This window comes from Nocardia sp. CA-119907 (genome assembly GCF_050955995.1).
GTDB lineage: Bacteria > Actinomycetota > Actinomycetes > Mycobacteriales > Mycobacteriaceae > Nocardia.
The window spans coordinates 7,607,817-7,621,192 of sequence record NZ_CP192091.1; the positions used below are offsets into that span (position 1 = coordinate 7,607,817).

General features: G+C 66.0%; 11 protein-coding genes. 2 read left to right on the forward strand and 9 right to left on the reverse strand.

Translation table 11 applies throughout. The features are described from left to right. Positions 1 to 51: 51 nt before the first annotated feature. Positions 52 to 459 carry a VOC family protein gene (locus ACQP2D_RS34180; RefSeq protein ID WP_433680053.1) on the forward strand — a complete coding sequence of 136 codons (408 nt, stop codon included), beginning with the start codon at positions 52 to 54 and terminating at the stop codon, positions 457 to 459. A gap of 57 nt (positions 460 to 516) precedes the next feature. Here ACQP2D_RS34180 and ACQP2D_RS34185 read toward each other — a convergent pair whose 3' ends face one another. Continuing rightward, positions 517 to 1,311, reverse strand: coding sequence for an HAD family hydrolase (locus ACQP2D_RS34185; RefSeq protein ID WP_433680054.1), 795 nt, complete (start codon positions 1,309 to 1,311; stop codon positions 517 to 519). 217 nt (positions 1,312 to 1,528) lie between these two features. Next, a complete protein-coding gene (locus tag ACQP2D_RS34190; protein ID WP_433680055.1) occupies positions 1,529 to 3,736 on the reverse strand; it encodes an Hsp70 family protein in 2,208 nt (735 codons plus the stop codon). 588 nt (positions 3,737 to 4,324) lie between these two features. Here ACQP2D_RS34190 and ACQP2D_RS34195 point away from each other — a divergent pair. Beyond that, the gene (locus tag ACQP2D_RS34195; RefSeq protein ID WP_433680057.1) at positions 4,325 to 5,086 is read left to right on the forward strand and encodes an SDR family NAD(P)-dependent oxidoreductase; all 762 of its coding nucleotides are present in this window, start codon (positions 4,325 to 4,327) and stop codon (positions 5,084 to 5,086) included. Between the two features lie 162 nt (positions 5,087 to 5,248). Here ACQP2D_RS34195 and ACQP2D_RS34200 read toward each other — a convergent pair whose 3' ends face one another. The 7 genes from ACQP2D_RS34200 to cysT all read right to left on the reverse strand — a co-directional run bounded on the left by ACQP2D_RS34200 (position 5,249) and on the right by cysT (position 13,269). Then, positions 5,249 to 6,868, reverse strand: coding sequence for an FAD-dependent oxidoreductase (locus tag ACQP2D_RS34200; protein ID WP_433680058.1), 1,620 nt, complete (start codon positions 6,866 to 6,868; stop codon positions 5,249 to 5,251). A 1-nt stretch (position 6,869) separates the two neighbouring features. Beyond that, positions 6,870 to 7,874, reverse strand: a complete 1,005-nt coding sequence (locus ACQP2D_RS34205) for an AurF N-oxygenase family protein (protein ID WP_433680059.1) — start codon at positions 7,872 to 7,874, stop codon at positions 6,870 to 6,872. A 127-nt stretch (positions 7,875 to 8,001) separates the two neighbouring features. Continuing rightward, positions 8,002 to 9,159, reverse strand: coding sequence for an Hsp70 family protein (locus tag ACQP2D_RS34210; protein ID WP_433680060.1), 1,158 nt, complete (start codon positions 9,157 to 9,159; stop codon positions 8,002 to 8,004). A gap of 489 nt (positions 9,160 to 9,648) precedes the next feature. After that, positions 9,649 to 10,368 carry a hypothetical protein gene (locus ACQP2D_RS34215; protein ID WP_433680061.1) on the reverse strand — a complete coding sequence of 240 codons (720 nt, stop codon included), beginning with the start codon at positions 10,366 to 10,368 and terminating at the stop codon, positions 9,649 to 9,651. A gap of 305 nt (positions 10,369 to 10,673) precedes the next feature. Next, positions 10,674 to 11,669, reverse strand: a complete 996-nt coding sequence (locus ACQP2D_RS34220; RefSeq protein WP_433680062.1) for a sulfate/molybdate ABC transporter ATP-binding protein — start codon at positions 11,667 to 11,669, stop codon at positions 10,674 to 10,676. Continuing rightward, entirely contained in the window at positions 11,666 to 12,472 is an 807-nt protein-coding gene (gene cysW, locus ACQP2D_RS34225; protein ID WP_433680063.1) for a sulfate ABC transporter permease subunit CysW, read from the reverse strand. Before cysW ends, ACQP2D_RS34220 begins: the two co-directional genes overlap by 4 nt. After that, positions 12,469 to 13,269, reverse strand: coding sequence for a sulfate ABC transporter permease subunit CysT (gene cysT, locus ACQP2D_RS34230; protein ID WP_433685848.1), 801 nt, complete (start codon positions 13,267 to 13,269; stop codon positions 12,469 to 12,471). Before cysT ends, cysW begins: the two co-directional genes overlap by 4 nt. Between the last annotated feature and the right edge of the window lie 107 nt (positions 13,270 to 13,376).

A 13,376-nucleotide genomic window follows, 5' to 3' on the forward strand; every position in this document is an offset into this window, starting at 1 on the left:
CGCAATGATGGATCGCACAAGGCAAACAAGACCCGATCAGAGGAGACCGAGATGTTGCGAGGAATGGCCACCGTTTCGTTCTATGCCGACGACCTCGAGGCCGCGAAGACCTGGTACACCGAGGTACTCGGCGTCGAGCCCTACTACGCCGTCCCCGGCGCCTACTACGAATTCCGCATCGGCGACTACCAACACGAACTCGGAATCATCAACCGCAAATTCGCCCCCGCAGGCGCCCAGAATCACCCCGGCGGCGCCATCCTGCACTGGCACGTCGACAACCTCGAAGCAAGCTTCGACCACCTCCTCGCCCTCGGAGCCAAGGAGTACACCCCGATCACCCCCCACGGCACCGGAGACTTCATCACCGCATCCGTAACAGACCCCTTCGGCAACATCCTCGGCATCATGCAAAACCCCCACTACCTCGACATCTTGACCAAAACCCACTCCGCCTAACCCCTCCACAACACCCACACTGCCGCGAAATGCACTGTCCAGGTTGGGGGGGTGGGGTCAGGGGGTGAACCAGCGTTCTAGGATTTTGGCTACGCCGTCGTCGGTTACGTCTTCGGCTACTTCGTCTGCCCAGTCGCGGACTTCGTGTGGGGCGTTTGCCATTGCTACGGAATGGCCTGCCCAGTGGAGCATTTCGCGGTCGTTGTAGCCGTCGCCGATGGCGAGGGTGGCGGCGCGGGGGATGCAGAGTGCGGTGCGTAGCCGCTCCAGTGCCCAACCCTTGGAGACACCGCGCCGCGAAACAGTGAGCCACGGGCCGAATTCGCCGTGGACCCAGCTCGCGTCCGGTACGTGCAGTTGGGCGAGCAGGCGCAGCATCTCCTCGAGGGAACCCTCGGGCCACCAGCCATTGAGTCGCGGGGTCGGCTCACTGCTCAGCGCGCCGTCATCGACGAGAACGTATTCACCGATGGAGAATTCGCCAGGACTGACCCCCGTGGCCCAGGTGCCGACACCGACCTTCTCCACCGCGAAGATCATCTCCGGAAACAGCGCACGCAAGGCGGCAACGGCAGGACCCGGATCGAAAGTCTGCACGGCCACCGGCTCCCCCTTCGCCACATCGATATGCACCGCACCGTTGGAGCACAACGCATGTCCGTCGACCAACCCCAACTCCCCCAGCACCGGACGCGTCGTCATCAACGTCCGCCCCGTAGTCACGACCACATGCGCCCCCGCCGCCACCGCGGCCCGCACAGCATCAACCACCCGCGCACTGACCGCCGCCCCAGGCACCAGCAACGTCCCATCAATATCCAACGCAATGAGCTGAGGACCCCCATCGACCACCAACCCATTGTGCATCCCCATGACACTCCGTGTCATACAAACCAAACCCCTCCGAACCCAGCCGAGAATGCACTGGTGCAGCTGCGCTCTCGACTTTTACCTGCATGAGCGCATGGTGATCGCATGTCCACGTTGGGGTGGAGGGCGATGGAGGTGCGGTGACCAGGTCGAGTGCGCGGGGCACGGGTGTCGCGGGGCGGGGGGTGCGGGCGGCGAATTACCTGCGGGCTCCGCCGCCGCCGATGTGGGCTCCGCCGCCTCCGCCACTGTGGGCTCCGCCGCCGCCGAAGCCGCCGGAGGGGGCACCGCCCGAGGAGCTGCCACCGGGGTTCCTGCCGCCGGATGAGCTGTTACCGGGAGACATACCCCCGTTTGAGCCGCCTGGCATGCCGCCGCCACTGGTCGAACTGCCTGGGGTACCTCCGCTGTTCAAACCGCCCGGGGTATGACCGCTGTTCGAAGTACCCGGGGCACCACCGCTATTCGAGCCGCCAAAAGGACTGCCGCTGTCCGAACCACCCGGGGAATGACCACTACTCGAAGCACCCGAGGCACCACCATGGTCCGAACCGCCCGGGGAATGACCACTACTCGAAGCACCCGAGGCACCACCACTATCCGAACCACCCGGGGAATGACCACCATTCGAGCCCGAGGTACTGCCCCCGACTCCACCACCGGTGCCGCTTGTGGAGCCATCGGATGTGCTTCCACTCGTCGAATCACCTGACGCATCGCTGCCGGTCGAACCGGGGGTACCACTGGTCGAACCGTTCGTGGACCCACCCGATGTCGAACCGCTCGTACCTCCTGAAGGCGTACCGCCCCAGGTACTTCCGGATGTATCGCCCGCGCCGGACCAGCTGCCCTCCGCGGAGGTTCCACCCGAAGTCCCTGTTCCTGAGGGGGTTTCGCCCGGCGGAAGGCCTATTGCGGGACTGCCGAAGATCGGGGTGTCGCCGACGTGCGTGCCTGGGATTCCGGTGCCGGGGGTCGCCGTACCGGATCCACCGGTGGGCGGTGATGCGGGGGCGGCGGGAATCGAACTGTTCGGGGCGGGAACAGATCCCGGGATGCTCACGCGGGGGATGGGCATGGGAGCCGCGGGCAGGCTCGGCGGCGCGGGGGCGGGCTGGACGAAGGGTATCGGGTTCAGGAACTGGGCCGGGTCGGCGTAGGTGCCGCCCCCGGCCCCACCTCGCGGATTCTGGTGACTGCCCCCGTGCGCCTCGGCCACCGACGGACCGATCGTTGTCACGTGGCCTATCGGCGCGATCCCGTAGGCGGGCCGACCCGAGTAGCCGAAGCCCGCGGCATTGCTCACCCAGTCGACGGCCCTGGACACCGCGGAACCGGCATCGGTCAGCGCCTCGATATGGGGCTCGTACAGCAGGTTGTCCATCGGGTGCCGACCATTCGGGGAGGCATCGATCAGGGACGGCATCTCCGTGACGGTCGGGCCGCCGAATACCGTGACGGCCGATACCGCCACCGCGGATGCCACTGCGGCGCTGGAGAATACGGCGACCTTCGGGGCTCGATGCCGACCGCCCGTCACCAGGGGGGCGAAGCTGCGGGCGGCATAGCCGGCGGCGCCGACGGCCACGGTCTGGCCCGGATCGGTCGACATCACCACGGGACGCCCGAGTTCGGCGATAGTGCGCGCGACCTCGACGGGACGGGTCGCGCCGCCGACCAGCAGGATGCAGTCGACATCGGACAGGCTGCGTCCCGTCGAATCCACACACTCGCGGACCACGTCGAAGGAATCCCGGATGTGCTGGGTGCGTAGGCCCCCGATATCGACCGTCGAGGTCATCTGCAGCATCGATCCGTTATCGCCGGGCGCGGCGACCCGCGCGCATCGCGCGATCATCGAACCGAGCGGGCGGCCGCCGAAATCGTAGGAGCGCACGGACTTTCCGACGATCGGATGGTCGTCCCAGTCCGGTCCGACCCGGACCATCGAGACGTCGAGGCTGGCCCCGCCGAGATCGTAGACCAGCACGAAACCCGACTCCAGCGGCCCACGCTCGTGTTCGAGCCACTCCGCGGCCGCGACGGGCTCGGGTACCAGCATCACATCCGCGGCCCCGGCCAGGTTCAGCGCCTGTCGCAGCAGCGACAGCTGCTTATCGGAATAGCATGCGGGATAGGTCGCTACCGCGCCCGCGGTCGGCGGGAACGATTCGACCAGGCCGTTCACCACCGCGGCGACCAGATTCGCGGGCGACCACAGCCGACCGCCCACGATCATCGACTCCGGATCACGCGCCAGATCGGCGAAATCCGTTACCGCCATGGTGAATTGGGGGATACCACCGATCCGGATGCCGTCCGCGCTGTCGAAGGTCACCGCCGTGCGGCGCGTCCGCACCGATGACCATGATCGCTCACCGGTCATCATGGCGGATACGGTGTTCACTGAACCGATGCTGAAACCCAGACCTGTCGTCATTCGCTATCCCGTCAACGCACCGAGACCACGTCCATCACATAGGAGATCCATGTGGCCGCGGTCGCTTCCCAAACAGCTCCCACAGGTTAGCTGTTATCGGATCGAATGGGATGCGTAATTGATATGAAACGTTCGACTTCCGTTGACGGCAATGAAAATTCCCAGCTAGATGACTCGAATAAACGCAATTCAGCCCCCTCGACGATCGGCGTTTCGCACCCGAATGTCCGATTCCACTGCGGCAAGCCAGGTTCCGCTACTACTCAGTAACCCGAATGAAAGCCGCACACAACGGGTGACCACCGAATCGTGCAGAAGCGACAACACACACCAACTGGTCGGTAACCGAATTGTTGCCAGCACTACGTATTTCAGTGCACGACCACCCCATTTCCCCAGTCATGACACGTCAAATGCCATGACTGTTTTCCGCCAGCGACGTGATCCGCCAACGACTTGACTGGGTCGAGCGATGAGGAAGCGCTCGGCCGAGCCGAGACCCCCGCCACTTCATCGAGCATGAAATCGCGAGGACGAGAAGGGAAAACGAAGACGATGTCTACACGTTTCGCGGAGAAGGTCGTGCTGATCACCGGGGCGAGTTCGGGTGTCGGTAAGGCGGTCGCACTGCGGGCGGCGGGCGAGGGCGCGGCGGTGGTGCTCGGCGCTCGCGGCAAGGACGCGGGTGAACAGCTCGCGGCCGAGATCCGCGCGACGGGAGGCCGGGCGGTCTTCGTGCCGACCGACGTCACCGTCGAGGACGATGTGGCCCGGCTGACGCAGGCGGCACTCACCGAATACGGGCGGTTGGATGCGGCCTTCAACAACGCGGGTGCCGTCAATGCCTTCGGCCCGATCGCACAGATCGACGAGGCGGGTTGGCGCGCCGATCTCGAACTCAACCTGACCAGTGTGTTCTACGGTCTGCGGCACCAGGTTCCGGCCATTGTCGCCTCGGGCGGCGGCGCGATTCTCAACAACGCCTCGAACCTGGGTGTGGTCGGCATGGGTTCGGTGGCGCCGTATGTGGCGGCCAAGCACGGTGTTGTCGGGCTGACCCGTGCGGTTGCGCTGGAGGCCGCCGACCAGGGCGTGCGGGTGAACGCGCTGGTCTCCGGCGCGGTCGACACCCCGGCATTCCGCAATTCGATGGGTGCGACACCCGAGGGCGAGGCCGCCATCGCCGCACTGCATCCACTCGGCCGGATCAGCAAGCCGGAGGAGATCGCATCCTTCTGCGCCTACCTGCTCAGCGATGAGGCCAGCTTCATCACCGGTGCGGCGCTCGCGATCGATGGCGGGTTCACCGCCAGATAGTTCGCCAACCGGCACCTCGGCGCGGCGCACGCCCTCATCGCATGGCCGAAAGCCGAGGTGCCGATCATCCCTCGGACCCTACCTCGCACATGTCATGTCGGCGGGGGGCAAGAACTGTTACGCATCACCAATGGGTCATCGGCGCGAATGCGCCGCGACCGCTCAGGCGCGGGTGAGCAGGCGGCGCATCTTACTGGTCCGCACCACGGCACCACTGGCCACCACCGCGGGCCGACGGCCGCGCACCAGGTGGTCGAAGTCCGTCGCGCCGCCGACAGGTTCACGCAACCGCCCGGCGTTGAAATCATCGGCCAACTGCCGAACCGTCTCCTGCGCACAGGACTTATTGGTACCGATGAACCCGGTGGGGCCGCGCTTGATCCAACCGGTGACATACGTACCCGGCAGCACCGCACCGCCGGACCGCTCGAGCACACGGCCGTTCAGGTTCGGGATAACGGCTGCCTGTTCGTCAAAGGGCAAGCCGGGCAACGCAATACCGCGATAGCCGACCGAGGTGAGCACCAACCCGGCAGCCAGCCGTTCGGTCTCCCCCGTCGCGATGGCACGGACGCGACCGTCCGGATCGGTGACGAGGGCATTGTGGCTCACCTCGATACCGGTCACCGCATCGGTGCCGAGAACCTGGGTGGGCGCGGCCAGATACCGGAAGACGATCCGCTTGCGCGCACCGAACGGCCGCTCGGAAACGCCGACCCTTTCGAGCGACCTGCGAGCAGTCGCTACGAAGCGCAGCAGCCGCAGCTTCTGCTCGACCTGGTACGGCAGCCCCTCCGTCGGCTCCGGCAGCTCACCGTCGATGGCGATATCGACATCGGCGCCGAGCAGACCGACGAATTCCGGGACGGTGAAGGCGGATTCGGCCGGACCACGGCGGCCGAGGATGACCACTTCCTCGATTTTGCTCTCCCGCAAGGCCTGCAGCGCATGGGGTGCGATATCGGTGCCCGCCAACGCTTCCGGATCACTGGCCAGGATGCGCGCCACATCGAGGGCCACATTGCCATTGCCGACAATGACCGCCCGGCGCTGCGACAGATCGAACGTGCGCCCCGCATGATCGGGATGCCCGTTGTACCAGGCGACGAAGTCGGTGGCGGATACATTGCCCGCCAACCCCTCGCCGGGAATGTCGAGCCTGCGATCCGAGGACGCACCGACCGCATAGATCACCGCATGGAAGTGCGCGAGCAGCTCCGCATGCGAAATATGCTTGCCCACTTCGACATTCAGGTACGACCCGAAACCGGGCTGCGCCGAGATGATGTCGAACAGCTTGTTGACCTGCCTGGTCTTGGCATGGTCCGGCGCGACGCCGTACCTGGCCAGCCCATGGGGCACGGGAAGTCGGTCGAAGACCGTCACAGTGACATCGGGCTGGGTCAGCAATTCATCGGCCGCGTACATGGCCGACGGCCCCGATCCGATGATCGCCACCCGCAGCGGGTGGCGCTCGGTGTGGATCTCGGCCGCGGGCACCGGCTTCGCGAGCAGCGGGCGCGGCCGCGCCTGGCGATAGAAATCGGCGTTGATCTCGATGAACGGCTGCTGCTCAGCGGTCAGCTTCTTCGATGACGTGATGGCGTCCACCGGGCACGCCGTGGCGCAGGCACCGCAGTCCACACACGCCTGCGGGTCCACGTACAGCATCTCCGCCGTCAGGAAGTCAGGTTCGTCCGGCGTGGGATGGATGCAGTTGACCGGGCAGGCGTAGACGCACGACGCATCACTACAACAGGACTGCGTGACGACGTAGGGCACGTCAGCCGGCCTTCGCCATGCGCAACGGCTCAGAGCGGTAGCGGGTGGTGTGGCCGTCGATCTTCAGCAGCTTCCACACCGCCTTGCCGATGGGGTTCATCAGGCCGATGTCGTTTGCCAGCGTGCGCACATCGCCGAAGAAATCGCTGAACTCCTGCTTGGCCTGCTTCGACCCGTAGAACAGCTCCTTGCGCACCGCATCCGGGATATCGAACTCCTGGAAGAACGACCGGGGCGGGGTGTAGATGGAGCGGCCGAGGATCCACATGACGATCGGCATGACGACCGAGAGCACCAGCTTGTTGAACGCATTCGCATCGGGCACGTGCTGCTTCAGGAATTCGTGCGCGAAGGAGATGTGGCGCGCCTCCTCGGCGACATGGATGGCCATTACGCCACGCATGATCGGATGCACGTCCTCACCCGAACGCAGAATAGCCTTCTGAATGTGGTCGATCGGCTCCTCGCCCGCGAGTACGGCCATGAAGAACAGATTCGGGAACAGCGCGGCCACCGGCGCGCCGATGTATTTGAACTTGCGCACCAGCGGGCCCATACCGGGGACATCGATCCCGATCCGGTTGACCATCTCCTGGAACATCAGGGTGTGGTTGTGCTCCTCGATCATCTCGTGGGAGCAGTAGCGGAATTCGGGCGAGCCATTGGGCAGGCCGAAGCTGTGCGTCACCATGCCGCTGATCAGGATGGATTCGAACTGCAGACCGACCTTGGCGACATTGGCCTGGCGGTACTTGCCGATGGCGATCTTGCGGTCGAGCGGCAGCGCCCGGTACCAGGGGTGGCGACCGAGCGCATCACCGGATACCGGCAGGACCCAGCGCTCTTCTCCGGCGTCGGCGGCAAAGTCGGGGTTGTCCCAGTCGATGTCCTCGAAGGGGTCGAAGTGCTTGTTCACCGAACCTTCGGAGAGCAGCAGCAGCTTGGCGGCATACTCCTGCGCCTTCGCCAGATCGGGATCGACTGCGGGCGTCACGGCTGTAGACATCGTCGTCACTGCCTCTCCTCGTGGGACCAATTTACTGTATCCCATAGTTACACTTACGAGGAGTCACGTCAACCTAGCAGATGATCGGCATCCCCGGCGTCGCTGCGGCTCGTCGCCGGGGATGCCGCTATCGCAGCCCGAGCTGCGACAACCCCGCGACCACCGTGTCGGCGGGCAGCGCCAGCGCGAGCGCCACCCCAGCGGCCGACATCCCCGCCGCGATCACCACCCGGGTCAAGCGGCGCCTGGTGCGCCGGGAAAGTAGGAGGGCCCGCGCCGTCGCTCTGCGGTGCGCGCGATGGTGGCGGCGCCGGCGGTGACGTCCGACCTCCTCCTCGGCCGCGGCGGCAGCGCGGCGGGCCATGATGGCGGCGCCGTCGGCGATGGTGCGCTCCGGATCGGGCGCCGTGATCACCGGACGCGCGAGCTCACACGCGAGCACCTGGGAGACCTCGACCGGGCGGGCCGCGCCGCCGACCACCAGGACACAGTCCACATCGGCCATGGTCACATCGGCCATCCGCAGGCACCGATACACCAACTTCAGCGAGGAGCGGATGTGGATGGTGCGCAACTCATCGGCGGTACTGCCGGTGACCGCACTGGAGACCGAGGCCACGGCGGCACCACTCCCGGCCCGCGCGGCGACCAGCGCACCGAAGGCGCGGCCACCGAATTCCGAGGAACGGATCGGCACCCCGACGATCGGATTGCGCGGACAACCCGGGCCGACGCGCACCAGGGTGATATCGAGGTTGGCGCCACCCAGGTCATAGACCAGGGCCAGGCCCGGCATCAGCGGACCGCGTTCGACCTCGAACCAGGTCGCCGCCGCGACGGGTTCGGCGACCAGCGCGACCTGTCGTAGGCCGATCGCGTCCAATGCCGCGCGCAACTCCCCCACCTGTCCCGCGGAGTAGCCCGCCGGATGCGTCAGGGTGACCTCGGCATCGACCGCCCGGCGATCGCGGCGCGCATCGGTGATCAGGCACTCCGCGACGACCGCGATCAGATCGGCGGCGGTCAGTGCCCGGTGCCCGACCCTGGCCCGCATGGTGTCGGGCTGACCGAGGTCGGCGAATTCGGCGATCGCGCGCCCGTGCCGCGGCATCATGCCGACCCGGGCCATGCCGGTGCTGTCGAAGGTGAGGGTGGTGCGACGGGTGATGGCGGGTGAGCGTTCGGCGGCGGAGCGACGCCCCGGCGGAGCCTTGGCCGAACCCTCCTCTGCCAGCGCGGAAACCGTGTTCACCGTGCCGATGCTCAAACCGAGACCAATCGCCATCGCAATCCTCTGATCGCCGAGCCGATTTGCTTCGAACCATATTCAGGCAACCACTCCGCGACCCGCCTGCCAACCACCGGACACCCGATTGTCCGCATGCCGCCGGTACTGACACAGGTTGCACAGCGAAGCGCCGAACCCGTCTCACCTGCAACGCTGCCGCGCGCGAAACGATCAAGGTCGGATCCCATTACGGCGCGCCGACATTCAACGATGCCCGCCTAGCGTTTGCCAGTCGACGCCAACCTGCCATCTCGACCATCGGTACACGTTTCTACATGCACGAACACTTCTCTGACGCACCTCTGACCGATGGTTGCCGAACAGCAGCCACAGACCGTTGGCGAGCCTTGTCGATACCGACCAGTCCGTGCAGACCGAGGGGCGGCGATCGGATCGCACACTCGCACGAGTTCCGACTTCCCGCACCGGAATTCGTGTCCGACTCCGGTGCGGGAAATCAAAACCATTGCGGCCATTGGCGACTGATCAGCAACACCGCAGCACAGCCTGAGCACTCGCCGCGGACGCCGCACGCCGCACCGGCCCCTGCTCCGGCCCGAGCAACCGCAGCACCATCTGCTCGGCCTGTTCCTGCCACCGCGCGTACGCCATCGGAAAGCCGGAACGCTGCGTGGCCTGCGCCGCCTGCCACAGCGGCATCGCCAGGTAGGCCGGCGCGTTGACCAGCAATGCGTCCAGGAATCGCGCGGTCGCGTAGCGCGCATCGGTGAGCTGTTCGGGCCCACCCCAACCCGCGGATGGACGCTGCTGGAACAATCCGAGCGAGTCGCTATCGACCGCCTCGGTCAGGTTGCGCAGCATCGATTCCTGTAGCGCGGTGGCCAGTGCGACGACCGCCGCATAGCCGGGCATGCCGCGGCGCTGGACCACCCCGACAATCGTTCGCGCGTTATCCCACTGCTCCGGATTCGGCGTGAAATGCAGTTGATCACCCACGATTCCGTATCGCAGCAACTGCCCGAGGGGGTGGCCGGTAGCGGAGTTCGGGATCGGCTTCCCCACCGATTCCTGGCTCTGCACGGACACTTCGGGCGAGTCCATGGGGATCTCGATGATTACCGGCCCATCCGGTGCGCGCACCGCGGGTGTTCCGGGTGGTGGTGCGGCCATGGCCCAACCGGATTGGATGATCACCGCGGCGCTGGCCGCGGCCAGCGCGGAAAACAACTGTCTTCGAATTGACATGGCGATCGATCAACTCCTCGCCGCCTGCACACGACCTGCGCCGCGGGCCCTGACCCACCGACAGCAGGTCGAGCAGGCTGCGATCGGGCGGCCGGATAGCGCTTATCCGGGCCGCGTTCGACGATCACTGCGAATGGCTCACTTCGGATTACGTTCCGATAACCCACCGGAACCCACTAGCGCGTGTTTCGCTTTCAGCACGATATGAGAAGTCGAAACCAGATTTCGGTTTCGACACGCCATAAATGGATACGGATTTCGCCCATATCGGAAATCCGGCCGATAAAGCGGAACCTAATTCGCCCTTATCCGGCAGGCAGTTCCGGAATGCGAGTGGCCCGCGCATAGACGGTTTCCCCGTCGCTCAGCTGCAATGCCTCGGCATCGCCGCGGGTCACCTGGGCGGCGAATAGATCGCCGGTGGCGGCATTGCGCAGTTCCACACGCACCTCGAAACCCAGGTGCACAACGCGTTCCACGGTGGCGCGGGTGACACCCGCCGATTCCGCCGTGCCCTCGTCCTTGGCCAGCGCCATGCTCGAATCGCGGCCCACGCGAATATCGTGCGGACGCACCAGATGTCCGTTGAGCCGCGCCACATCGCCCAGGAAGGACATGACGAATTCGTTGGCGGGACGGTCGTAGACATCCTCCGGGCTGCCGACCTGTTCGATGCGGCCCTTGTTCATCACCGCGATCCGGTCGGCGACGTCGAGCGCCTCCTCCTGGTCGTGGGTGACCAGCACGGTGGTCACGTGGACCTCCTCGTGCAGCCGGCGCAGCCAGGTGCGCAGATCGGCGCGCACCTTGGCGTCGAGGGCGCCGAAGGGTTCGTCGAGCAGCAGCACCTGCGGGTCGACGGCGAGGGCGCGCGCCAGTGCCATCCGCTGGCGCTGGCCACCGGAGAGTTGGGCCGGATAGCGGTGCTGGAAGCCGTCGAGGCCGACGATGCCGAGCAGTTCGTCGACGCGCTTGGCGATCTCGTTTTTGGGGCGCTTGCGGATCTTGAGTCCGAAGGCGACGTTATCGCGCACGGTCATGTGCTTGAACGCGGCGTAGTGCTGGAATACGAAGCCGATATCGCGCTTCTGCGGCGGCACATGCGTGACATCGTTGCCCGCGATGGCGACGATGCCGGAGTCCAGCGATTCCAGGCCCGCGATCGAGCGCAGCAGGGTCGATTTGCCCGAACCCGACGGGCCGAGCAGCGCGGTCAGCTCCCCGGACGGGATCTCGATGCTGACATCGTTGAGGGCGGCGAAGGAACCGTAGTTCTTCTTCGCATTGGTCACGGTGATCACTTGGTGCCCCGCTTACGTTCGAGGAGGGTCATCAACAGAAGGACTACGAGGGCCAGGCCCATCAGCAGGGTGGCGGCGGAGTAGGCGCCGAAGGTGTTGTGGTCGTTGATGTATCGACCGTGCACGAGCAGGGTCAGCGTCTGCGACTTGCCCGGCAGCGCCGAGGACACCATGATCACCGCGCCGAATTCGCCGAGCGCGCGGGCGACGGTCAGCACCACGCCGTAGGTCAGGCCCCAGCGGATGGCGGGCAGGGTGATCCGCCAGAACGTCTGCCAGCGGGAGGCCCCGAGGGTGGCCGCGGCCTGCTCCTGATCGTCGCCGATCTCGTGCAGCACCGGCTCGACCTCGCGCACCACGAACGGCAAGGTGACGAAGATGGTGGCGATCACCATGCCGGGCAGGTTGAAGATCACCTTGAAGCCGACGTCTTCCAGTCCGCCGAACCAGCCGTCCGCACCCCACAGCAGGATCAGCGCGACACCGACCACCACCGGCGAGACGGCGAAGGGCAGATCCACGATGCCCTGCACCAGCGTGCGGCCCGGGAACTTGCCGCGCACCAGGGCGATCGCGGTGACGATGCCGAATATGACGTTCACCGGGACCACGATCGCCACGATGAGGATCGACAGCTGGAATGCCGAGATCGCCGCCGGTGTGGAGATCGAGTCGATGAACGCACCGATCCCCTTTTCGAAGGTGCGCCACAGGATGATGATCAACGGCAGCACCAGCAGTACGAACAGGTAACCCAGCGCCACGGTGCGTAGCGAAATACGGGTCGGCCAGGACAGATTCATCGCGCCTCCTGCTCCTTGCGTGCGGTGCGCTCGGCCCACAGCCGCAGCACCAGCAGGGTCGCGAACGAGATGGCCAGCAGCGCGACCGAGACCGCCGCCGCGTTCACCGGCCGGTCGATCTCGATCTGCTTCTGGATGTACTGCGAGGCCATCTCCGTCTTGCGCGGGATGGCGCCGCCGATCAGCACCACCGAGCCGTATTCGCCGATGGCGCGGGCGAAGGCGAGACCGCCGCCGCTGATGATGGCGGGTGCGAGGGTCGGCAGGACGATGCGGCGAAAGGTGGTCCAGTTGTCCGCGCCGAGGGACAGCGCGGCCTGCTCCACCTCGCGGTCGGCCTCGATGAGCACCGGCTGCACCGAACGGACCACGAACGGCAGTGTGACGAACGCCAATGCCACGACGAGGCCGGGCTGGGTGGCATTGAGGTGGATATCGATCGGACTCTGCGGCCCGTACAGCGACAGCAGCACGATGCTGGCGACGATGGTCGGCAGCGCGAACGGCAGGTCGATGAGCGCGTTGACGATGCTCTTGCCCGGGAACTCGTCGCGCACCAGGACCCAGGCGATGAGCGTGCCCATCAGCACATTGATGACCGCGACCACCACCGAGACGACAACGGTGATGCGCAGCGAATCGATGGCGGCGGGCGCGGTGATGGCATCCCAGAACCCGGACCAGCCGTTGTCGAATGAGGTGACGGTGAGCGCGGCCAGCGGTAGCAGCACGATAATGCTGAGCCACAGCACCGCGGTGGCGATGCCGAGCGGACCCACCGAACCGGTCACCCGCAGCCACGACCAGGTTCGGCGCGTGGGTTTGGGCGCGGATTCCCCCGCGTCTTCGAAGCCACCGGGATCGGGCGCGTGCCCGATCCCGGTGCTGCTGCTTTCTGTCACAG

Excerpts from the sequence above, each read along its gene's own strand:
- ACQP2D_RS34180 (WP_433680053.1), top strand. The coding sequence starts at position 52 with ATGTTGCGAGGAATGGCCACCGTTTCGTTCTATGCCGACGACCTCGAG.
- ACQP2D_RS34210 (WP_433680060.1), bottom strand. The coding sequence starts at position 9,159 with ATGGCGATTGGTCTCGGTTTGAGCATCGGCACGGTGAACACGGTTTCC.
- cysW (WP_433680063.1), bottom strand. The coding sequence starts at position 12,472 with ATGAATCTGTCCTGGCCGACCCGTATTTCGCTACGCACCGTGGCGCTG.
- ACQP2D_RS34205 (WP_433680059.1), bottom strand. The coding sequence starts at position 7,874 with ATGTCTACAGCCGTGACGCCCGCAGTCGATCCCGATCTGGCGAAGGCG.
- ACQP2D_RS34215 (WP_433680061.1), bottom strand. The coding sequence starts at position 10,368 with ATGTCAATTCGAAGACAGTTGTTTTCCGCGCTGGCCGCGGCCAGCGCC.
- ACQP2D_RS34195 (WP_433680057.1), top strand. The coding sequence starts at position 4,325 with ATGTCTACACGTTTCGCGGAGAAGGTCGTGCTGATCACCGGGGCGAGT.